18 protein-coding genes are annotated in these 23468 nt (G+C 36.3%); 14 read left to right on the top strand and 4 right to left on the bottom strand.

What is annotated here, in order from left to right; translation table 11 throughout:
* Nucleotides 1-14: 14 nt before the first annotated feature.
* Nucleotides 15-1280: an alpha-amylase family glycosyl hydrolase gene (locus Q8S25_RS03615; protein WP_305534963.1), complete on the top strand. Its 1266-nt coding sequence runs from the start codon at nt 15-17 to the stop codon at nt 1278-1280.
* A gap of 83 nt (nt 1281-1363) precedes the next feature.
* On the opposite strand, the gene Q8S25_RS03610 is transcribed toward Q8S25_RS03615, so the two are convergent.
* On the bottom strand, nt 1364-2890 hold the full coding sequence (locus Q8S25_RS03610; RefSeq protein WP_305534961.1) for a S1C family serine protease: 1527 nt from the start codon (nt 2888-2890) through the stop codon (nt 1364-1366).
* A 119-nt stretch (nt 2891-3009) separates the two neighbouring features.
* Nucleotides 3010-4014 (bottom strand): acyl-CoA reductase, encoded by a 1005-nt coding sequence (locus Q8S25_RS03605; protein ID WP_305534959.1) that lies wholly within the window; start codon nt 4012-4014, stop codon nt 3010-3012.
* 61 nt (nt 4015-4075) lie between these two features.
* Here Q8S25_RS03605 and Q8S25_RS03600 point away from each other — a divergent pair, with 61 nt between their 5' ends.
* The 6 genes from Q8S25_RS03600 to Q8S25_RS03575 all read left to right on the top strand — a co-directional run bounded on the left by Q8S25_RS03600 (nt 4076) and on the right by Q8S25_RS03575 (nt 10308).
* Nucleotides 4076-4423: a 4Fe-4S dicluster domain-containing protein gene (locus tag Q8S25_RS03600; RefSeq protein ID WP_305534957.1), complete on the top strand. Its 348-nt coding sequence runs from the start codon at nt 4076-4078 to the stop codon at nt 4421-4423.
* A 17-nt stretch (nt 4424-4440) separates the two neighbouring features.
* Nucleotides 4441-5421 (top strand): D-alanine--D-alanine ligase, encoded by a 981-nt coding sequence (locus Q8S25_RS03595; RefSeq protein WP_305534955.1) that lies wholly within the window; start codon nt 4441-4443, stop codon nt 5419-5421.
* Nucleotides 5422-5466: 45 nt separating this feature from the next.
* Nucleotides 5467-6285 (top strand): PASTA domain-containing protein, encoded by an 819-nt coding sequence (locus Q8S25_RS03590; protein ID WP_305534953.1) that lies wholly within the window; start codon nt 5467-5469, stop codon nt 6283-6285.
* A gap of 12 nt (nt 6286-6297) precedes the next feature.
* Nucleotides 6298-6606 (top strand): rhodanese-like domain-containing protein, encoded by a 309-nt coding sequence (locus Q8S25_RS03585; protein ID WP_305534951.1) that lies wholly within the window; start codon nt 6298-6300, stop codon nt 6604-6606.
* A gap of 79 nt (nt 6607-6685) precedes the next feature.
* The gene (locus tag Q8S25_RS03580; protein WP_305534948.1) at nt 6686-9139 is read left to right on the top strand and encodes a DUF5686 and carboxypeptidase regulatory-like domain-containing protein; all 2454 of its coding nucleotides are present in this window, start codon (nt 6686-6688) and stop codon (nt 9137-9139) included.
* An 89-nt stretch (nt 9140-9228) separates the two neighbouring features.
* The gene (locus Q8S25_RS03575; RefSeq protein WP_305534947.1) at nt 9229-10308 is read left to right on the top strand and encodes a rhodanese-related sulfurtransferase; all 1080 of its coding nucleotides are present in this window, start codon (nt 9229-9231) and stop codon (nt 10306-10308) included.
* Between the two features lie 22 nt (nt 10309-10330).
* Here the strand turns inward: Q8S25_RS03575 and Q8S25_RS03570 are convergent, their stop codons facing one another.
* Nucleotides 10331-11260 (bottom strand): phosphoribosylaminoimidazolesuccinocarboxamide synthase, encoded by a 930-nt coding sequence (locus tag Q8S25_RS03570; RefSeq protein ID WP_305534945.1) that lies wholly within the window; start codon nt 11258-11260, stop codon nt 10331-10333.
* 146 nt (nt 11261-11406) lie between these two features.
* On the opposite strand from Q8S25_RS03570, the gene Q8S25_RS03565 reads away from it, so the two are divergent.
* The 6 genes from Q8S25_RS03565 (at nt 11407) to Q8S25_RS03540 (ending at nt 20848) form a co-directional block, all read left to right on the top strand.
* On the top strand, nt 11407-14376 hold the full coding sequence (locus tag Q8S25_RS03565; protein ID WP_305534943.1) for a TonB-dependent receptor domain-containing protein: 2970 nt from the start codon (nt 11407-11409) through the stop codon (nt 14374-14376).
* Between the two features lie 111 nt (nt 14377-14487).
* Nucleotides 14488-15474 carry a pyruvate dehydrogenase complex E1 component subunit beta gene (locus Q8S25_RS03560; RefSeq protein WP_305534941.1) on the top strand — a complete coding sequence of 329 codons (987 nt, stop codon included), beginning with the start codon at nt 14488-14490 and terminating at the stop codon, nt 15472-15474.
* A 118-nt stretch (nt 15475-15592) separates the two neighbouring features.
* Complete coding sequence (locus Q8S25_RS03555; RefSeq protein WP_305534939.1) at nt 15593-17608, top strand: TonB-dependent receptor; 2016 nt, start codon at nt 15593-15595, stop codon at nt 17606-17608.
* A gap of 24 nt (nt 17609-17632) precedes the next feature.
* On the top strand, nt 17633-18784 hold the full coding sequence (locus tag Q8S25_RS03550; protein ID WP_305534937.1) for a sigma-54 dependent transcriptional regulator: 1152 nt from the start codon (nt 17633-17635) through the stop codon (nt 18782-18784).
* Between the two features lie 70 nt (nt 18785-18854).
* Nucleotides 18855-20363: a signal peptidase I gene (lepB, locus tag Q8S25_RS03545; protein ID WP_305534935.1), complete on the top strand. Its 1509-nt coding sequence runs from the start codon at nt 18855-18857 to the stop codon at nt 20361-20363.
* Nucleotides 20364-20368: 5 nt separating this feature from the next.
* Complete coding sequence (locus Q8S25_RS03540; RefSeq protein ID WP_305534933.1) at nt 20369-20848, top strand: cytidine deaminase; 480 nt, start codon at nt 20369-20371, stop codon at nt 20846-20848.
* Between the two features lie 4 nt (nt 20849-20852).
* Here Q8S25_RS03540 and Q8S25_RS03535 read toward each other — a convergent pair whose 3' ends face one another.
* On the bottom strand, nt 20853-22115 hold the full coding sequence (locus Q8S25_RS03535; protein ID WP_305534931.1) for a sterol desaturase family protein: 1263 nt from the start codon (nt 22113-22115) through the stop codon (nt 20853-20855).
* 51 nt (nt 22116-22166) lie between these two features.
* On the opposite strand from Q8S25_RS03535, the gene Q8S25_RS03530 reads away from it, so the two are divergent.
* Entirely contained in the window at nt 22167-23417 is a 1251-nt protein-coding gene (locus tag Q8S25_RS03530; protein ID WP_305534929.1) for an FAD-binding oxidoreductase, read from the top strand.
* The last annotated feature ends 51 nt before the right edge of the window (nt 23418-23468 follow it).

The raw sequence follows: 23468 nt of genomic DNA, 5'->3' as shown, positions 1-23468 counted from the left end.
TAGATAATTAAAAAATGAAGTCTTCTTTTCATGTTGTGCCATGGGCACACACTGCCACGATGTACGAAGTGAATATTCGTCAATATACACCGGAAGGAACTTTTAATGCGTTTGCAGAACATTTACCACGCCTAAAAGACATGGGCGTTAATTTATTATGGCTGATGCCCATAACGCCAATCAGTAAGCTCAAGATGCAAGGAAGTTTAGGAAGCTATTATGCATGCAGTAGTTATACAGATATTAACCCTGAGTTCGGAACAAAGGCCGATTTTAAACAATTAATTCAACGCGCTCATGACCTAGGCTTTAAAGTCATCATTGATTGGGTGGCTAACCATACCGGATGGGATCATCATTGGACTATTGATCATCCTGATTGGATGATGAAAGATGCGGATGGAAATTTTACCGAGAAAAATGGATGGCATGATGTGATCGATTTAAATTTTGAAGTGCCTGAAATGAGGCATGAATTAATTAAAGCCATGCGTTATTGGGTCAATGATTTTGATATTGATGGATTCAGGTGCGATATGGCCCATTTAGTTCCACTTGATTTTTGGCAACAGGCCAGATTAAGTTGTGAATTGACTAAGCCATTATTCTGGCTCGCAGAATGTGAAGTACAAGATTATCACCAGGTATTTGATGCTACTTATTCTTGGTGGTGGATGCATGAAACAGGTAGGTATGCAAAAGCGCTATCTACATTGCATGAAGTAAGAAATGTATTGCATGCATATTCGCAATATCCTAGGGGGGCTATTAAATTATTTTTCACCGCAAATCATGATGAGAATAGTTGGAATGGAACTGAATATGAAAAATATGGAGTAGCTGCATTAGCCTGGGCTGTATTTGCCTTTACATGGCATGGGATGCCGATGATATATAGTGGTCAAGAAAGTCCTAACAAAAAACGGTTGAAATTTTTTGACAAAGATTTAATCGAATGGAACAAACCCAACCGGCTCCATGATTTTTATAGCATATTATCTAAATTGCGTGCCAATAATCCTGCCATATTTAAAGGGGAATCGTTTATTCTACCTTCAGATAAAGACAATGAATTAATGGCATTTTTTAGAAGAAGCGGCAATCATATTGTATTGGTTTTACTGAATGTTTCTGCTCATAACAGACTAACGATACATGTTCACCACGATTGGCTAAAAGGTGAATTCAGAAATATCTTTTCTGGTTTAGCTTTTCATTTTAATTTAAAAGAGACTTTTGAATTACAAGCGGGGGAGTACTTGGTTTATGAAAAAATATAATAATGGCATTATAAAAATCAGCACAAAAAAACCTTGCAACATTTAGTTGCAAGGTTTTTTATTTTGAATCAATTCGTATATGACTAATCTTCTGTAACCTGAAGTGGATAAGTATATCTTCCTTCAAATCCTGGATAGAATCCATCAATTCGGATGGTGCCAGATTTAATATTAGCCAAAGCAATTTTCAATTCATCTATATTGATGATTTCTTTACCGTTGATTCCGGTAATTACAAAACCATCTTCCATTCTACTCTTGCTTAATAATCCAGTTCCCACTTTTTTAACTACTACGCCACCGGGTACATCATTTGCAGCTGCAATTTTTTTATCTAGGTTCACTAATTCACCTCCTAGTTTTTCTATGATGCTGCTGTTTCTAACGATATCGGTGTTGCCCGCTTTATTTTTTAAAGTAATAGTAACGGTGTTTTCTTTTCCAGCACGCTTGTATTGTACCGTTACTTTATCACCTGGTTTGTAACGGGCAACTTGCTCTTGTAATTCTGGTCCGGTAGCAATAGCTACTCCCTGAATTTTGGTAATAATATCTCCTTTTTTTAAGCCTGCGCTTGCAGCCGCACCACCTGCCGGTGTATCAGTAATCAAAACACCTTCTCCTTCTTTATAAGCAGTGCCTAATTCTTTTTCTAATTCACGTTTGGCTTCGTCGGTTAAATTTTCTTTTGGATAACTGATGCCAATAAATGCACGTTGTACTGTACCAAATTTTACGATATCGGTTACAATTTTCTTAACCATATTCACCGGTATAGCATAGGAGTAACCTGCATAAGAACCAGTAGGAGATGCAATAGCAGAATTGATGCCCACTAATTCTCCGTTGGTATTAATTAAAGCACCACCACTATTTCCAGGATTTACTGCGGCATCAGTTTGTATAAAAGATTCCACAGGATTTGCACCCTGCCTTCCGTTGATATCAATAGATCTTGCTTTTGCACTAATGATACCTGCAGTTACTGTTACATCTAAACTAAATGGATAACCAATGGCCAATACCCATTGGCCTAATTTAGCTTCATCACTATTGCCATAAACAATATAAGGGAATGCTTTTCCTTCAATTTTAATGACCGCCAAATCACTGTTGGGATCTTGTCCTACTAAAGTGGCTTTGTAAGACTTTTTATTGGCTAGAGTCACATTAATTTCGTCGGCACCATCAATCACATGGTTGTTGGTTACAATATAGCCATCTTCAGTAATGATAACCCCACTGCCACTAGCACGTTGCTCTGGTTGTATCCTTGGACCACCGCCAAAGAAATCGCCAAAGTCATCTCCAAACATATCTGCAAAGGGATTTCTTTGTTGACGTTGGTTGCTGCTAATTTGTTTGGCTTTTGTTCTAGTTTTAATATGCACTACTGCAGGTGTTCCTGTAGTAGCTGCAGCAGTAAAATCAATTGAACCAACGGCAGCATTATTAGGATTTCCAAAAAATCCTGCATAGTTAACAGGAAGTTTTCCTTGTTCTTGAACGCCTTCTTGCTGGTTCTCTACGAATTTACCGTAGCCCCACACACTGGCGAGGGCGGTAGTGGCGCTGATGCCCACAATCACTAAACCATTTTTCCAATTCATATGCTCAATTGTTTTTTAAAGATTACTCAATTTACATGCCTTTTCATTAGCAAATAAACAAAGCTGTTTAATTGACAGTTCTCCAACGATACCATTTAACAAATGTTTTGGTAAAAATGTCATTTTGTAAGTCCTTTCAAAAATGCCATGGTATCAACGCCATCTGCATAATCGGTTAACTGCGGTTGTTGAGCCGCTCCAAAAGGTACCAGCCCTGATCCAACAATACATTGAATAGACTCATCCTTTTGTAATAGGTTTAAAATTTGTGCACGATCAGTGTAAAAACAATAATGCAACTGACTAACAGGTGAAAACGGGGAAGGATTTTCGGTTAGAATTACAGTGTCGTTATTCATATAATATTTGCCTCCCATAATTAACAAAGCCAAATGATAATCAAAATTGTGCTTGTATTTATGGTAATCTATAAAGTCTGGATATTTTTTTAAGGCATTCAATAATGGTACAAAATCATAGTTCTGGGGTATATATACCTGGGTAACATTTCTGCAACCCAACCCAAAATACTGCAATACATCGTCTGCCAGTAAACTCAATGTTTCTGCACTTTCAGAACCATCAAGTATTGCTACAGAAGTTCTATTTCTACGAATAATATTCGGGTATTTGCCAAAATAGTATTCAAAATACCTGCTAGAATTATTACTTCCTGTAGCTATATATGCATCCAATCCGTTTAGCCTATCAGCAAAAGAAATCCAGTTTTGTACCCTTACATCCCAGTCATACATTTTTTTGACCAAATGTTTCATCAATACTTCGTCTTTCGAAGAAGTTTTTACAACCGCATAGTGACCCGAAACAAAAACACATAATAGGTCGTGAAAGCCTACTAAGGGTATATTCCCTGCCATTACAATGCCTATTTGTAAAGGGTTGATTGGCGCCTCCGGTACATCGTAATTAGCTGCCCAATCTTTTAATGGCTGTTCTTTTAGAAATTGTTGAGCAATATTCTGAGTTGCCGACTCAATAAACTCCGGCACAAACCATTGATTTTGGTTGTAAGCCCTTTCTTTTGTGGCCATCCATTCACTATCATTGTTGTTGATATATTGGCCTAAACGGCATAATAATTCAATTCGTTCTTGTAAAATCATTTGTCAACCGTATTTTTGGTACTGCAAATGTAATTTCACTAACTCAACAAACCCATTTTGTATGGCAATCAAAATAACAGAAGAATGTATTAATTGTGGCGCATGTGAGCCAGAATGTCCTAATAACGCAATTTATGAAGGTGGAGTAGAATGGTCTATTGCCGACGGAACCACTATCAAAGGCAGTTTTCAACTAATGGATGGTAGTACTGTAGACGCAGATAAGCGTTTTGAGCCTATCAGCTTAGATACCTATTATATCACCCCTAATAAATGTACAGAGTGCCAAGGTTTTCATGAAGAACCACAATGTGCGGCTGTTTGTCCGGTAGATTGTTGTGTTCCAGACGAATTGTACCAAGAAACAGTAGAAGAATTGATGTCGAAGAAAGCAAAAATGCATATTTAACAAGCATAAATTGATTCATGAAGCGCAAAGTTGCATTGGTTACGGGCGGACTTAGTGGGGAAGCCCAAATAAGTTACAAGAGTGCTATTACCGTTGGGAATAATGTGGATACATCCAAGTATGAGTTGTATAAAATTGATATCAATTCAACCGGTTGGTGGTACGAAAATGCAGCAGGGGAGCGGTCTTTAGTAAATAGAGATGACTTTTCAATTGTTGACAATGGCAATACCATACATTTTGATGTAGCATTAATGTGTATTCATGGTACCCCAGGAGAAGACGGAAAATTACAAGGGTATTTTGATATGTTGGGCATTCCTTATACAAGTTGTGATGCGGCAACATCTGCCTTAACCATGAATAAGCGATACACAGTTGCTGTTGCAGCATTTGGAGGAATTAATGTTGCTAAGTCAATGCACTTATTTAGTCATACACCAGTGGGTGTTGATATGATTTTAGCGCAGCTTCAATTGCCTCTATTTGTTAAGCCAAATAACGGTGGTAGCAGTATAGGGATGAGTAAAGTAAATACTGCTGAAGAATTAGCCCCAGCTTTGTCTAAAGCCTTTAAAGAAGATCATCAAATTTTAGTGGAAGAATTCATAAGTGGAAGAGAATTTACCATTGGTGTATTTAAGCAAGGCAATACGATTTCGGTTCTGCCTATAACTGAAATAAGTACGCAAAATGAATTCTTTGATTTTGAGGCAAAGTATCAAGGCAAAAGTATTGAAACAACCCCAGCAATCATTGATGATACAATGAAGCAACATCTTTCTGATGCTGCTAAAAAAGTATATGAAATTTTTAATTGTAGAGGGGTGGTTAGAATTGATTTCATTTACGATACCCTTCAACAAAAACCGTTTATGTTAGAAGTAAATACAGTGCCTGGGCAAAGTGAAGCTTCTGTAATACCTCAACAGGTAAGAGCGATGGGAATGCGGTTGACTGATTTTTATTCTGCAGTAATTGAACAAGCATTTCATTAATTTTAATATCCAATTAAGGTCCTTCATTTTCATTAAATTATTATCGTGTTTAAATTCATAACAGAAAAGCCACTTTGGGTAAATATAGTAACTGGCATAGGATTGATTCTTATGCTCATTTTACTATTCTTTGGCTCACTTGATTGGATTACAGGGTATGGTAAATTTGAAAAAGTGCCCAATGTAGCTGGGCAGCATATTTTAGCCGCTCAAAAAATATTAGAAGACAAAGGATTTGAAGTGGTGATTTTAGATTCTGTATACATAGACACCATCGCTAAACAAGCTGTTATTAAACAAGCTCCTGAAGCGGATGCAGTTGTAAAAACAGGAAGAACTGTTTATCTTACTTTGAATAGGACTATTCCTCCACAAGTTGAAATGCCCAATTTGACTGGCTTCTCCATCAGAAGTGCTGAAATGTATTTACAGAGTTTGGGGCTGAAATTGGGATTTGTTACCTACAAACCTGATATTGCCCGCAATGCTGTATTGGAGCAATTATTGAACGGCACACCAGTTAAGCCAGGTGAAAAAATTGCGATTGGTAGTGTAATTAATTTGGTACTTGGAAGTGGTGTTGGAGGGGATGAAACAGACGTGCCTGATTTGGTTGGCTTAACTTTGGATCAAGCTAGGTCTACGTTATCTTCTTTAAATATTAATATAGGTTCAATTGTGGCTTCCGGAATGATTAAAGATTCTGCGGCTGCATTTGTTATCAAGCAAAATCCTCCTTTAGTGAGTGATGTACCAGGAGCGGATGGCTTGCCGGTTAAAAATAAAATTAGACAAGGACAAATTATGGACTTGTATATTAGTGAACAAGCTCCAATAAAAGATACAACCAGTAATAACTTTTAAAACTGAATGATTATGCAAACAATAACGGTGGAAGAATTGAAAGCCAAATTAACAGCGGGCGAAAACATCCATTTAGTAGATGTGAGAGAATCACACGAGAGAGCAGATTTTAATATCGGTGGACTACATTTACCTTTAGGAAATATTCAAACAATGCAAATTGATGAATTAGAAGAATGGAAAAATGAACCAATCTACATTTATTGCAGAAGTGGAAATAGGAGTGGACAAGCTTGTTTAATTTTAGAAACTGCTGGTTTCAGTAATTTAATCAATGTAACTGGTGGAATGCTTGCTTGGCAAGATCGAATTAAAGATTAAAATAATTTAACATCAATTTACAATGCCCCAACTTGGATTACCAAGTATTGGGGCTTTTTTTGTATTCAAATTTATTGCTATGTTTAAAAAAGGCCTATTACTGTTAATAGTAATGAGTGTGAAGTTGACTGTTTTTTCTGCAGTAATATCAGGCGTTATACAATCAGCAGTTAAAGGTTCTCCACTTGCTTTTTCCTCTGTTTTAGTGAAGGGGACTACAAAAGGGGCTTCTGCTAATAATATTGGCTTTTATAGTATTACGCTAGAGCCAGGAGAATATATATTGGTATTTCAATACATAGGTTATCAAACGGTAGAAAAAAAGATAAGCCTGGGAAAAGTTAATCAGACTATTGATGTTCAAATGACTCCGCAAGATTATCAATTGAGTGAAGTGGTTGTTAAAACAGGTGGGGAAGATCCTGCTTACAGTATTATTAGAAAAGCCATTGCTGCCCGATTGGATCATCTTAAAGAAATAAAGCAATTTACCACAGAAGTATATATTAAAGGGCAAATGCAATTGCGCGATTACCCCAAAAAGTTCATGGGACAAAAAGTGGATTTTGAAGACGGGGATTCCAGTAAGCGGAAAATGTTGCTCTTGTCTGAAACCATAGCTAAATATTCAGTAAATGAACCTAACCAAAGAAAGATTGAAGTAGTATCAACTAAAGTGAGCGGACGCAGTAATGGATTTGGTTTTAGTAGTCCGCAAATTATTTCCTTTTATGAAAACATTATTTCATTAGGTAGCGGATTAAATCCTAGAGGATTTATTTCTCCTATTTCTGATAACGCGTTAAATTTTTACAAATATAAATTCGAAGGAACTTTTTTTGAATTTGGTAAAGAAATTAGCAGAATTAAAGTGATGCCCAAAAGAAAGTATGAACCTTTATTTACAGGGTATATTCATATTACAGAAAATGATTGGCATATACAAAGTATAGACCTAAAGCTGCTGCGTGATCAACAAATGCAATTACTAGATTCCTTGGTTTTACAACAACAGTATATTCCAACAGGTCCTTATTGGGTGATTAAGCAGCAAGTAATTTATCCTTATGGGAAGTTTTTTGGATTTGATTTTTTTGGAAGTTTTTTGCAGGTGTATGATAAATTTGATCTAACTCCTAATTTCAAACCTAAATACTTTAACAATACCGTTCTTAAATTCTACGACAGCTCTAATAAAAAGTCTATGGCTTATTGGGATAGTATCAGGCCTTTGCCTTTGTTGTTAGAAGAAGTAAAAGATTATCAAAAGAAAGATAGTTTAGAAAAAGTAAGAGAATCTCCTGCGTATTTAGACTCTTTAGATAATATTCGCAACAAATTTAGTTTTACCAATTTGTTGCTTACCGGTAAAAATTTTAGTAAGCGAAAAGCCAAGACCAGTTTAAATATAGAACCATTAATCAATACCATCAATTTTAATACAGTTGAAGGAGGTGTAATTAATTTATCTCCGCAGTGGCGTAAACAAATGGAAGGGAGAAAATCATTGACAATTATTCCTGAATTAAGGTATGGTTTTGCAAACAAACATTTTAATCCATCTATATCAGTTAACTATACTTTTGGTAAAAAATATATTCAATCTTTCAATATTTCTGGTGGCAAGAAAGTCTTCCAATTTAATAATGCTGCTCCTATTTCTGAGTTTATTAATAGCTATTATACATTAATGCGGGAGCAAAATTTTATGAAGATTTATGAAGCTGATTTTTTAAGAATGAATTATAATGCAGGTATTGGTAATGGGCTCAACTTTTCTGGATCAGTGCAATTTCAAAATAGAAAGTCGCTGGAAAATTTAGGAGATATTGCATTTTGGAAAGATTTTCCCAATCGCAGTTTCAGCCCTAATCAGCCAGCCGAATTTGGTAACACTCCCATGCAAAACCATCAAGCTTTATTAGTAAGTGCTGGATTATCTTGGTTGCCCGGAGCAAAATACGTTGAGTATCCTGATCGTAAAGTGAATATTGGATCGGGGTATCCTACATTTACCCTCACTGTTACAAAAGCATTTGCTGGTATTTTAGGAGCAGATGCAAACTACACAAAATGGAGAATCAATATTTCTGACGACTTAGCGTTAAAATTGGCTGGAGAATTGAAGTACTCTTTTTCTGCAGGTGGTTTCCTACAAAAAGACAAAGTATTTGAACCTGACCAAATTCATTTTTTAGGCAACCAAGTTTTATTTGCAGGGCCATTCACCAAAGCTTTTCAATTAGCACCTTATTATCGATTTAGTAATACCGCTTCTTTATATGGTACAGGGCATATTGAATATCATTTAAATGGATTGCTAACAAACAAAATTCCAGGCTTCAAAAAGCTGAATTGGTTTTTAGTTACTGGGGCCAATTCTTTATTACAAGAGCAAGGCAATTATTATGTTGAATATTTTGTTGGGTTAGAGAATATATTCAAAGTCATCAGAGTAGATTATATCCGTTCTATAGAAAAAGGAGGGGCATCGAATAGTGGTATAAGGCTTGCCTTGCCATTTGTGAGATAATTCGTAATTTTGCTATGAATTTTGGCTGCCCTGCAAGCAGCTCCATTATTAATCGGAACATAGCAACTGCTATGTCTAAAATTTATTTTATGGCAGTATTACACAATCGTGTCTCCAATCAGGAGCTGAAAGAACGTTTAATGAAAGAGACGTTCAAGCGAACCACCATCAGTTTTTATCGGTATTTCCCCGTACAAAATCCACAGGAGTTTAGGGATACTTTGTATAAACAGTTAAATGCCATACAAGTATTTGGAAGAATATATATTGCTAAGGAGGGAATAAACGCGCAAATAAGTGTTCCAGCACATTTCATGGATGATTTTAAACAAATCATGGAGTCAATTTCAGGGTTAGAAAATTTACGATTAAATATTGCAGTAGAAGATCCGATGGGTTTAAATGATCCTTTGCTACAAGGGAAAAGTTTTTGGGTGCTTAAAATTAAAGTTAGAGAGAAAATTGTCGCAGACGGAATTGAGGATCCTGAATTTTCAATGGAAAAAAAAGGTAAGTATTTGAATGCGGCTCAAATGAATGAAATGTTGAATGATCCTAATACCATAGTAATAGATATGCGGAATCATTATGAATACGAAGTGGGGCATTTTGCCAATGCTTTAGAAATTCCTTCAGATACTTTTAGAGAGCAATTGCCTATGGCAGTAGACATGTTGCAAGGTAAAGAAGACAAGAATGTTGTAATGTACTGTACTGGTGGTATACGTTGCGAAAAAGCCAGCGCTTATATGTTGCACAAAGGATTTGAAAATGTTTATCATTTAGAAGGTGGGATAATTCATTATGCCAATGAAATTAAAAAACAAGAACTACCCCCTAAATTTATAGGGAAAAATTTTGTTTTTGATGATCGTTTAGGAGAACGTATTACACCTGATATCATTGCACATTGCCACCAATGTGGCGCAGTTTGTGATACACATACCAATTGTAAAAATGATGGTTGTCATTTATTGTTTATACAATGTTCTTCATGTGCTTCAACATATGAAGGATGTTGTAGTACTGAATGCAAAGACACCATTCATATGCCTGCAGAACGTCAAGCTCAAATTAGAAAAGGTATTGATAAAGGTCAAAATATTTTCAACAAAAGCAGTGCAAGAATTAGACCTCGACTCGACGAAATTATTCAAGCTAAAAAATAGCGGGGACTCCAATTTAGTCCCGCTATTTTTTTATTTTATCCAGTGATTGATTAATAGCTTCTACCGTTTCAGCCTCGGTTAAATCTATGGGAATAAATTGTTCTCCAATTACTTTTTCGTAAAGTTCAATATACCTTTTACTGATGGTATTAATCCATTCATCGGACATAGTAGGAACTGTTTGCCCCTCTTTGCCCATAAAATTATTGGCAATCAGCCATTCTCTTACAAACTCTTTGCTTAACTGTTTTTGTCTTTCACCTGTTGCTTGGCGTTGTTCAAAATTGTCTGCATAAAAATACCTAGATGAATCTGGAGTATGTATTTCGTCCATTAAATAGATGGTATTCCCGAGCTTCCCAAATTCATATTTAGTGTCTGCTAAAATAAGTCCTCTTTTTGCTGCAATTGATTTGCCCCTTTCAAATAAGGCCAATGCATATTTTTCTAGGATGGCCCATTCTTCGGAAGTTGCTAATCCACCCTTAATAATTTCTTCTTTAGAAATATCTTCATCATGCCCTTCGGCTGCTTTGGTAGACGGAGTAATTAATGGGGTTGGGAAAAAATCATTTTCCTTTAAGCCGTCTGGCATTTCTACACCGCAAAGTGTTCTTTTGCCAGATTGATAAGTTCTCCAAGCATGGCCCACCAAATTTCCTCTAACGACCATTTCAATTTTGAAAGGCTCGCATTTTTGACCAATCGACACGTTAGGAGCTGGGCAGTTGATTAGCCAATTAGGGCAGATATCTGCTGTTTGCGCTAACATGTAAGCAGCAATTTGATTTAAAACTTGGCCTTTGTAGGGTATTGTACGAGGTAAAATCACATCAAAAGCCGAAATGCGATCACTAGCAATCATTACCAATAAATTGCTTCCTATGGAATAAACGTCTCTTACTTTTCCTTTGTAGAATCCAGTCTGTTGTGGGAACTTATATGGTGCCATTTATCAAAATTAAATACACCCATGTCTAAAACCTCCTATCGAACTTAATTTTTGTCCACAAATAGCTGAAATCTTGTATAAATTAAATTTTTACGAGAACTTAACATGTCCTATTTTGCTTAACAATTCAAACTAAAATTGCCAATATGAGAAGACTATTAACCCATTTCGGTCTGTCTGTCATTGCGCTTTTATTGAGTTTATCAGTAATAGCTCAACAAACAACAACCGTTTCAGGCAGTGTAAAGAACGGAAAAACAAAGGAATTGCTTTCTGCAGTCTCCATTTCTGTTAAAGGGGGTACCGCTGGTACTTACACAGATGACAAAGGAAATTTCAAGTTCTCCACTGTTCAAAAACTTCCTTTTACCCTTGTGATTTCATCGGTTGGATATGCTGCTAAAGAAGTAGCTATTAAAGAAAATAACCAAGATGTTGTGGTTGAATTAGAGACTGCATTTACATTGGGTGACGAAATAGTAGTTTCTGCATCAAGGGTTCCTGAAAGAATTTTAGAATCGCCGGTTTCTATCGAAAGAATTAGTACTACAGCAATTCGTAATTCACCTTCAGCCAATTACTATGACATGATTGCAAACCTTAAAGGGGTTGACGTAGTGTCTGCAAGTTTAACTTTTGCCAGCGTTGGTACTCGTGGTTTTAACAGCAGCGGTAACTCTCGTTTAAATCAGCTTGTGGATGGTATGGATAACCAATCGCCTGGTTTAAATTTTTCTGTGGGTAACGTAATTGGGATAACTGAATTGGATGTAGACAATATTGAGTTACTACAGGGTGCTTCATCCGCATTGTATGGTCCAGGTGGTACCAATGGTACTTTGCTAATCAGCAGTAAGAGTCCGTTTAAATACCAAGGATTGAGTTTTCAAATAAAAACTGGTATTAACCACGTAGACGAAAAGCAGCGTCCAAGATCTCCTTATTATGATTGGAGTGTTCGCTACGCTAACAAGATTAATGAAAAATGGGCTTATAAAATGAATATTCAGTTTGTGCAAGCTCAAGATTGGTTGGCTAATAACGATGGCAACTATTTGAGATCTCCGCTTTCTGCAAGTCCTAACGGGAACGTAGTTCCTGGAAATCGCTTAACAGATCCTAATTACGACGGTATAAATATTTATGGTGATGAAACCAATGCAGATTTACGTGGTGCATTCGCTGGTGTTATTGCTGGTAATCCTTTCTTAGCATTGTTACCTGCTGGAACTTTCCCTGGAATTACAACTCCTACTCCAATACCTTCCTCTGCAGTATTAGGGACTTTTGCCAATTCTCCGTTGTATGTTTCTAGAACTGGTTACAATGAGATTCAAATAGTTGATCCTACTACTTTTAATGTAAAATTAAGTGGAGCATTGCATTATAAAATCACTAATAAAATTGAAGCAATTGCTGCTGCTTATTGGGGAACGGGTAATACCGTTTACACAGGTAGCGATCGTTATGCTTTAAAAGACCTCAAAATGGGTCAGTATAAATTAGAATTAAAAGCAAACAACTGGTACGTAAGAGCTTACACTACTCGTGAAAATTCTGGCAATACTTTTAACTCTACTATTGCTACTCGTTTATTCAATGAAGCATGGAGACCAAGCGCAACTGCTTGGTACCCTCAATTTGTAGGTGCTACAGTTGGTAACGCATCAAGTGGTGCAGTAGGTACTTATATTGGCGCACTTGCAGCTGGATATGCAGCTGGTTTAGGTGCTGGGTTAACGCCTACTGCTGCTTTAACTGCTGCTCAGGCTGCTGCTCCAGGAGTAGTTGCTGCAAACAGAATCAATATTTTAAATGGAGCCAGATCAGTGGCTGATGCTGGCCGCCCTACCGGATTCATTGGTAATAATCCATTGTTTCAGCAAATTGCAGGTATACCTATTTCACAGGGTGGTGGTTTGTTTGTTGACAGAACAACCCTTAAGAGTATAGAAGCACAATACAATCTTTCTGATGATTTAGGTTTATCTGAAAAAGGAACTGACTTAATGATTGGAGGAAATTTTCGTCAATTTGGGCTGAACTCTCAGGGTACATTGTTTGCTGATACTGCGGGAAACATTAATATCAATGAAACTGGTGCTTATTTACAAATTTCACAGAAAATGTTTGGGGATCGTTTGAAAGTTACTGCTTCTGGTCGTTACGATAAAAACACCAACTTTAAAGGTCGTTTTACACCAAGAGTTTCTGCTGTAATTAAACTGGCATCTGACCATAATTTACGTTTCTCTTATCAAACTGCTTATCGTTTCCCAACCACTCAAAACCAGTGGATTAACTTGTTAGTTGGTGGGGGTACTCGTTTAATGGGTGGTTTGCCACAGTTAAGAGATTTCTACAACTTCAAAGGCAATCCTGCTTATACTTTAGCAAGCGTACAAGCATTTGGCGCTAGTGCTTTAGCTGGTGCTCCAAACCCTGGCTTATTACAACAACAGCAATTTGGAGAATTTAAGCCAGAGTCTACTACTTCTTTTGAAGTAGGTTACAAGGGTTTGATTGGAAAGCGTTTGTTGATTGACGTTTATGCCTATACTTCCCGTTACAGAGACTTCTTGAGTAGTGTAACCGTAATTCAGGCAAGAGCTGGTTTGCCTCCAAGTCCATTGAATGTGTTAAATGCAAACACAAGAATTGCTTATGGCATTTCTACCAATGCGCCAGAATCAGTTGATGTGAAAGGATGGGGTGCTTCTTTAGAGTACATAATGCCGAAAAACTTCTCAGTTAATACCAATCTATATTCAGATGTTATTGGGGATTTACCTGTAGGATTTGTTTCTTATTTTAATACTCCAAAATATCGTTTCAATGCTGGTTTTGCAAACAGCGGATTTGGCAAGAAAAATAAATGGGGCTTCAATGTCACTTACAGATGGGCAGACAGTTTTAATTACGAGGGCTCATTTGCAGTAGGTCAAGTTCCTTCTTATAGCACTGTTGACGCTATGATTAGCCATAAGTTGCCAAGTATTAAATCTTTAATTAAAATTGGTGGTACCAATATCTTCAACAAATACTACTACAATGGATTTGGAAACATTCAAATCGGTGGTTTGTATTATGTGAGCTTTGCTTGGAATGTATTTTAAACTAATAGATCAATATTTTATAAAAAACCCTCTCGTTTAAAACTCGAGAGGGTTTTTTGGTTTTATATAGGTTTATCTTCTATTTTTGTGCTCATTTTAAAATAACTGATTATGCGATCAATAGCGTTTAGAGAAGCCCTTCGTGAAGCCATGAGTGAAGAAATGAGAAGAGATGAAAAGGTGTTCTTGATGGGGGAGGAAGTAGCCCAATACAATGGAGCTTACAAAGTAAGTCAGGGAATGCTTGCTGAATTTGGCGAAAAGCGAGTTATTGATACACCCATTGCAGAACTTGGATTTACTGCAGTTGCGGTTGGTGCTGCACAGAATGGGTTAAGACCGGTAGTAGAATTCATGACTTGGAACTTTGCAGTATTGGCAATGGATCAAATTTTGAATACTGCTTCAAAAATGCTTGCTATGAGTGGTGGCCAAATTGGCTGTCCAATTGTTTTTAGAGGACCTAATGGGAGTGCTGGTCAATTAGGTGCGCAACATTCAACTGCATTTGAAAGTTATTATGCCAATATTCCTGGGTTAAAAGTGGTTTCACCTTCTAATGGATACGACGCAAAGGGGCTTTTAAAGCAAGCAATCCGTTTTGAAGAAGATCCAGTTATTTTCATGGAAAGTGAAGTAATGTACGGTGATAAATCTGAAGTGCCAGATGAGGAATATTATATTCCTTTGGGTAAAGCAGATGTTAAAAGACAAGGAACAGATATTACTATTGTTTCTTTTAATAAAATGATGAAAGTGGCTTTAGGGGCTGCTGAAGAATTGGCTAAAGAAGGAGTAAGTGCAGAAGTAATTGATTTAAGAACCATTAGACCCTTAGATTGGATGACTATATTAGAAAGCGTAAAAAAGACCAACCGATTAGTAATAATTGAAGAACAGTGGCCATTTGCTTCTATTTCATCTGAAATTAGTTATAGAATTCAAAAAGAAGGTTTTGATTATTTAGATGCGCCTATAAGAAGAATCACTAGTGCTGATGCGCCAATGCACTATGCACCAAATTTAACTGCATTAGCAATACCAGATGTTACTAGAACAGTTAACTTGGTAAAAGAAGTGATGTATATGAAAAAATAAATTTGAATATATTTTAGCAAAGCCCGAAGTAATTCGGGCTTTGGTGTTTAATATCCTTATGCATTCCCATTTATTTAAAATTATAGTTTGTTTAATAATCTTGCTTTCAAGTAATAAAATGGAGGCACAGGATACTTTACTTAATAAAGAGTTGCCCTTGCAAGACGTGATTGTGACTGCATTTAATGCTAGAATTAAATGGAAGGAAATGCCAGCAGCTGTGTCTTTATTAAATAAAAAAGCATTGATGCAATTTTCGCCAGCCTCTATTTTACCCGCAATGAATTTGGTGGCTGGGGTAAGGATGGAAGAGCGTTCACCAGGTAGTTACCGACTTTCAGTAAGAGGCAGCTTATTGCGATCCCCTTTTGGTATCAGAAATGTGAAATTGTATTGGAATGATATACCATTCTCGGATGCTACAGGTAATACCTATTTAAATCTAATTGACCCATCATTAATTGATCAGGTGGAGATTGCTAAGGGGCCTTCATCGAGTATGTATGGAGCTGGAACTGGAGGGGTATTTTTATTGAATCAGGATTTACCTTTTTCTGAAAAACCAAAGCAATATGCTTCTATTGTACTAACAGGTGGATCTTTTGGGTATAATCAACAACAATTTCAATGGGCGAATAGCAATGCTCAATTTACTTCTAGTTTGCAATTACATCGTTTGCAATCTGATGGATATAGAGAGCAATCCAACTTAAATAGAACAGGTATTTCATGGAGCGCTGGATTGAAAAGGGCTAAACACTTAATAAGAACAGGTATTTTTTATACCCAATTAAATTATCAAACACCGGGTGGAATAACAGCAGCTCAAATGTTGATTAATCCACGTTTGTCTAGGCAAGCAACTGCCACTTTACCAAGTGCAATTGTTCAAAAAGCAGGCATTCAAAATAATACCCTATGGGTAGGCGTACATGATAGTTATCAGATTAATCAACAACAAGTAATTAAAAGTTTTGTATCAATTAATCAAACTGGTTTTTCTAATCCGTTTATTACCAATTTTGAGAAGAGAAATGAATTGAATTTATCAGCAGGTATACAATGGGTAATTCAACCAAAATCAGTGTTAAATAAATGGAAATGGATAATAGGAACAGAATACTTAATCAATGAATCTGCCATACAAAATTATACCAATAACAAGGGGGTTGCAGGATTGATTCAAGCGGATGATATTGTTTATACTCGACAAGGGTTCTTATTTACTCAATGGAGTTTTAAACCTGCTCAAAAGTTACTGGTGAATGCAGGAATTAGTTTGAATCAACAGTTGTATGAATTTAAGTCATTGCTGATAATGAATCAGCCGCTCATGAATAGGAAAATACAATCACCCATTAGTCCAAGGCTTACGATGAATTATAAGTTGAATGCGAACTTGAATATATACGGAATTATTGCAAGAGGATTTTCCGCTCCAAGTTTGGCAGAAATTAGACCATCAGATGGTAATTTTTATCCGCAATTAAATGCAGAACAAGGGTGGAATGCAGAGATTGGTATTAAAGGTGGGTTACTTAATGATCAAATACAAGTAGACTTGTCTTATTATTCTTTTCAACTAAAGAATGCGATTGTAAGAAGAAACGATTTAAATGGGAATGAATATTTTATAAATGCAGGTGCAACAAAGCAAAATGGACTTGAAGCAATGATAAAATATTTACTGGTACGGCCCTCTAAAGAGAAAAAATACAGCATTGATATTACCAATTCATTTAGTTTTCAACCGTATCAATTTACCAATTATCAACAGGGGAATACCGTATTTAGTGGTAATCCAATAACAGGGGTGCCGAAATATATTTTGGTATCAACAGTAAACTTTGCTCATAAAAACGGTTGGACATTTAACATTACCGCCAACTTAACCAGTAAAATATCATTGAATGATGCTGCAACAGTTTATGCAGAAGGGTATGAATTATTACAAACGAAATTAGCTAAGCAAATTAAATGGAAGCAGTATCAGTTTCAGTTATTTGCAGGGGCAGATAATTTATTAAACCAAACATTTAGCTTGGGTAATGATATTAATGCAGTTGGGAGTAGGTACTTTAATCCAGCCCCGCTGCGTAATGGTTATATGGGCATCAGAATCAATTTGCAATGATTAACTTCGTAAATAAACCAAAATATGGCTTCCATACTAATTATTGATGATGAAAGAGCTATTCGGAATGTTTTAAAAGACATTTTGAATAATGAAGGTTATACAACAGATGAAGCAACAGATGGAGAAGAGGGGTTGAAAAAATTTAAATCTAGTAGTTTTGATTTAGTGCTCTGCGATATTAAAATGCCTAAGATTGATGGTATAGAATTTTTGCAAAAAGCAAAAGAGATAAATGCCGATGTGCCTATTATTATTATTAGTGGGCATGGCAATATAGAAACAGCTGTAGACGCGGTTAAGAAAGGTGCATTTGATTATATAGCCAAGCCGCCTGATTTAAATAGGCTGTTGATTACGATTAGAAATGCCATGGATAAAAATAGTTTGGTGAAGGAAACCAAAGTGTTAAAGAAAAGAGTGGCAGGTATTCAAGAAATCATTGGACAATCAGCTCCAATTATCAAAATTAAAGAAACCATTGAAAAAGTAGCAGCAACAGATGCTCGAGTTTTAGTAACAGGGGAGAATGGCAGTGGTAAGGAACTAGTAGCAAGATGGTTGCATGAAAAAAGTAATAGAGCTGCTGGAACATTGATTGAAGTTAATTGTGCTGCTATTCCTGCAGAATTAATAGAGAGTGAATTATTTGGGCATGAAAAGGGATCATTTACTTCTGCCATAAAACAAAGGATTGGAAAATTTGAACAGGCCAATGGGGGTACACTGTTTTTAGATGAAATTGGAGATATGAGTTTGAGTGCTCAGGCCAAAGTGCTAAGGGCTTTGCAAGAGGGTAAAATAACTAGGGTAGGGGGAGATAAAGAAATAGCAGTAGACGTTCGGGTGGTAGCTGCAACCAATAAAGATTTGTTGAAGGAAGTAGAAGAGAAGAATTTTCGATTAGACTTATACCATCGCTTAGGGGTAATTTTAATTCATGTTCCTTCTTTAAATGATAGAAGAGAAGACATACCGTTGCTGGTCAATCACTTTTTAGCCGATATAGCAAAAGATTATGGGCAGGCTCCAAAAACTATAGCTAATAATGCATTAGAGCTGTTGAAAAAACACAATTGGACGGGTAATATTAGAGAGTTGAGAAATGTGGTAGAGCGGTTGATTATACTGTCTGGAAAGGAGATTTTGGCGGAAGACGTAAAAAATTATATTTAGCAAAACATTATATTTAATTATTGAGCATTGTATTTGAAATAGATACATTTGTTTAAACTAAAACCGTTTTATGGGCTTAGCGTTGTTTATTATAGGAATATTAGGTTGGCATATTGGAATGTATGGCATGTTTAAGAAAGCTGGTATTGATGCTTGGAAGGCCTTTATCCCCTTTTATAATACATGGGAAATTGTGCAGAAAGCAGAAATTAAGCGTTTTTGGTTTTGGCTACAGCTTATACCTATAGCAGGTCAGTTTATTACAATTTGGATTACTATCATTTTTGTAATGAATTTTAAAAAAGTCTCGGTTCCTGCACATGCTGCAGTAGTTTTTTTCCCTTTTATTTATTTCCCTTATTTGGGTTTTTCTGAAAAAGAAAAATGGCATGGTCCTCAAACTTTAAATCATTACCACAAACCTGCTTCTCGAGAGTGGATTGATGCAGGAGTATTTGCAGTTGTAGCGGCTACTATCATTAGAACATTTGTGTTTGAAGCCTATGTAATACCAACAGAAAGTATGGAGAAGAGTTTATTGGTGAACGACTTTTTATTTGTTAGTAAAATGAGTTATGGTCCAAGAGTTCCTCAAACGCCTGTTTCTTTTCCTTTTGTGCACAATATCATGCCTTTCAGCTTAACCACTCCGTCATATATTAAGGAGGTTCAGTTGCCATATAAAAGATTACCTGCTTTAACAACAGTGAAAAGAAATGATGCAGTTGTTTTTAATTTTCCAGCTGGTGATACCATCATTAACTTACCTGAATTTGGGAGCAAAATAACGTATTACGAAGTTTTGCGAAGTAGCCAGTTTAAGGGGAATAGAGATGCCTTATTAGCAGAGTATCCCATATTGGTACACCCAATGGACAAAACAGATAATTATATCAAACGCTGTGTTGCAGTGCCTGGCGATGTGCTGGAGATTAAAAATGCAGATTTATTTATCAATGGAAATCCTGCTGATTTACCAGGTGGTGCTCAAACGGATTATATTGCAACAACTAGTGGATCGGGTTTTTCTGATGAGTTTTTACAAGACGAGTTAGGTATTGATTTAGAAAACAATAACGGTAATTTTTCTCCAGGTCCAGATAGTAAAACCTATATTTTCAATATTACTGCAGAGGCTGCTGAAAAAGTAAAAAAATATCCTGGTGTTCTTTCTTTAACTAAGTATGTAGATACCAATGTGGGAATGTTTTTTCCGAACGATGAAGCTAATTTTCCTTGGACATTAGATAATTATGGACCAATAACCATTCCTCAAAAAGGAAAAGCTATTGGGTTGAATCAGAACAATATTTCCTTGTACCGCAGGTTAATCACGGTTTATGAGCACAATGTTTTAGAAGAAAAACAGGGTCAATTCATTATTAATGGCAAAGTGGTAAATAGTTATACACCTCAATACAATTATTATTGGATGATGGGAGACAACCGACATAGAAGTCAAGACAGTCGTTTCTGGGGCTTTGTTCCTGAAACACATATAGTTGGTAAAGCCTCTTTAATTTGGTTTAGCTGGAATAAAGGACCAAGATGGGATAGATTATTTAAAGTGATTCAATAACTGGGATGAAAGAAATCGTATTCCAATATCAAATGCTAGAAAACGCTTCTTCTCTTTCTACAGAAGATGCCCATTTATTATTAATGGCAAGAGAAGCTACTTCAAAAGCATATGCGCCTTATTCTCAATTTCAAGTTGGGGCAGTAGCAATGCTGAACAATGGAGAAACAATTGAAGGCACCAATCAGGAAAATGCCAGTTACCCTGTAGGCATTTGTGCTGAAAGGGTATTATTGTCTGCGGTATCTTCTTTATATAGCGGTGTGGCAATTAAAACCATTGCTATTAGTTGCCACAATTTAAAAGGAGAAAGTAAAAATCCGGTGAGCCCATGTGGCTTATGTCGCCAAAGCTTATTAGAACAAACTTTGAGACAGGCTCAACCCATCAAATTAATTTTAAGTGGAATGGAAGGGGCAATTTATGTGTTAGAAGATGCAGCTTCATTGTTGCCGCTTAGTTTTACCGCTAACGATATGAAATAGCCCCTTATTTAATTGCTATTTCATACCGGTTATTCTCCTTTTTAAAATAAAAAGTCAGCGCTAAAGATATTAATAAATATATGCCAACTATATAAGGCATAATGGGTGCAATGGTACCTAGTCCGAACCATCCATTGGTATTAATTAAAAAATAAATACCCATCCCGAATTTGATAAATTCCCAGGCCCATGCATTTGGATTGCCATCCATTAATTCTGTAAATGCATAAACAAATACAAAAATGAAAAGCCCATAATAGAACATTCCCGGGCTTCCTATTGCTGCAATATTTCCAAATAAGTAGCTAATAAAAAGCAGCAACAAACCTAGTTGTACCCAAACCCATACTGTAAAAAAAGATCCTGCTTTGGTTTCATATTTTTCAAAATGATAAGGGTCCTCAATTTTAAATACTGGATATTTTTCAGCAACATCAGCAGGCCTCCATCCAGTAGGCATAAACCATATACGTAACTTATCTTTTAAACTATTTGCTCGCCATGCATCTTGAATGAGTAACCATAAATGCATAAAATTAATTTTGATTGGATTCCAAGTTCTTACTGGTCTTGTAATACCGTAAACAGGTTTAACATGGGATAATTCTTCCTGATAAGTACCAAACCACTTATCCCAAAAAATAAAAATCTGGCCGTAGTTTTTATCTAGGTACTCCTGATTAATGGCATGATGTACTCTATGGTGTGAGGGGGTTACAATGATTTTCTCTAACCATCCCATTCTATCAATATGTTGGGTATGATACCAAAATTGTGCAAATAAATGCAAAGGCGCAACCACCGCAATTACTTGTGTTGGAACCCCTAATATTGCCGCTGGTAAAAGAAAAATAGTAAATAAGCGAACAAAAGTAGATATGCTTTGGCGCAAAGCACAAGCAAGATTGAAGTCTTCGCTGCTGTGATGAATAATATGCGCGTTCCAGAAAAAATTAAATTCATGGTCAATCCTATGCACTAAATAACCAGTGAGGTCTAAAGCAACAAAAGCAATAATATAAAGCAAAACAGAAGCTTCAACTTGAAAGATAGCCCAATGGGTTACCATCCAATCATAACTTAAAACAGCAATACTTAACCCTAAAACATCTTTTGTTGAATTGGTTATTCCAGATGTTAAACTAGATACCATATCCATGGTTCTAATGGTGTCATTTCCTTTTCGAATTCCCCACCATTTTTCCAGTAAAATCAATACTAAAAAAGCAGGCATCGCAATGAGTAGAATTTTTCCGTAAGTTTCCATAATTATTAGCTTAAAGATAATAAGCTATCTTCAAAATAACCCTATAATTAAATGAAAATAACCATCATAGGTGGAGGAATCATTGGCCTTAGTAGTGCTTGGTTTTTAAATAGTGCTGGGCATGAAGTAACGGTGATAGATAAAACAGATATGCAAAACAATTGCTCTTACGGTAATGCAGGTTATGTATGTCCAAGCCATTTTGTTCCTTTGGCTACCCCAGGAATTGTTACACAAGGATTAAAGTGGATGTGGAATTCGAAGAGCCCTTTTTATGTTCAACCCCGTTTAGACATTAACTTAATAAAATGGGGATGGAAATTCATGCAAGTAGCAACGGAGCAACATGTTGAAAAAGCGGCTGTTCCGTTAAGAGATATTGCTATGTTGAGTCAATATTGGTACGAACAATGGGATCAATCTACCCTATTTGATTTTTCGTATGAACACAAAGGGTTGTTGGAGATTTTTAAAACTGATAAAGGGGGAGACAAGTGTAAAGCTTTATGTGAAAGAGCGCACCAATTGGGATTATTAGATACAACAATGCTTTCCCAAGATCAATTGCAAGGCTTAGAGCCACATACAGCAATAGATGCGTTAGGGGCATTGTTTTTTAAGTGTGATGCTCATTTGTACCCCAATAAATTAATGCAGCAGTTGTTGGAAGTACTGGTTCAAAAAGGAGTAAAATTGGTTAAAGAAGAAGAGGTAGTAGGCTTTGAAAAAAAAGGGAAAAAAATCATTGCTGTAAAAACCATTACTGCCAGCTACCCAACAGATGAAGTAGTGCTGTCTTCTGGCTCATGGAGCAGGGAATTGGCAGCGAAATTAAATATGGATTTATTATTAATGCCCGGAAGAGGATATTCTATTACACTAGAAAATTCACCCTATCACATTAATTATCCAAGCGTTTTAGTAGAGGGGAGAGTTGCATTAACGCCAATGGATGGGAATAAAATCAGGTTTGGAGGTACTATGGAAATCACCTCTACTAAAACCCCTCCTAGAATGAATAGGGTTCAAGGAATAGTTGATGCAGTTAAAACCGTGTATACCCAATTTGATATTGCATTGCCTCCCAACGAAAAGATTTGGTACGGTTATAGACCCTGCTCGGCCGATGGACTTCCTTATATTGGAAGAGCCAAGCAATGGGATAATTTGGTTATGGCCACTGGGCATGCAATGGTTGGGTTAAGCTTAGGTGCTGGTACCGGAAAACTGGTTGCTGAAATTGTTGAAGGAGGGGCATTAAGCATGGATATATCTCCATTTAATCCCAATAGATTTGATTAATCTAAACCTCAATAATATAAGACTTAGATAAATCAATGATGTTGTATTTTT

It is taken from the genome of Sediminibacterium sp. (genome assembly GCF_030695065.1).
In the GTDB taxonomy this organism is placed as follows: Bacteria; Bacteroidota; Bacteroidia; order Chitinophagales; family Chitinophagaceae; genus Sediminibacterium.
The sequence above is the reverse complement of the archived record's forward strand: the minus strand, read 5'-3'. Positions and strand labels throughout refer to the sequence as shown.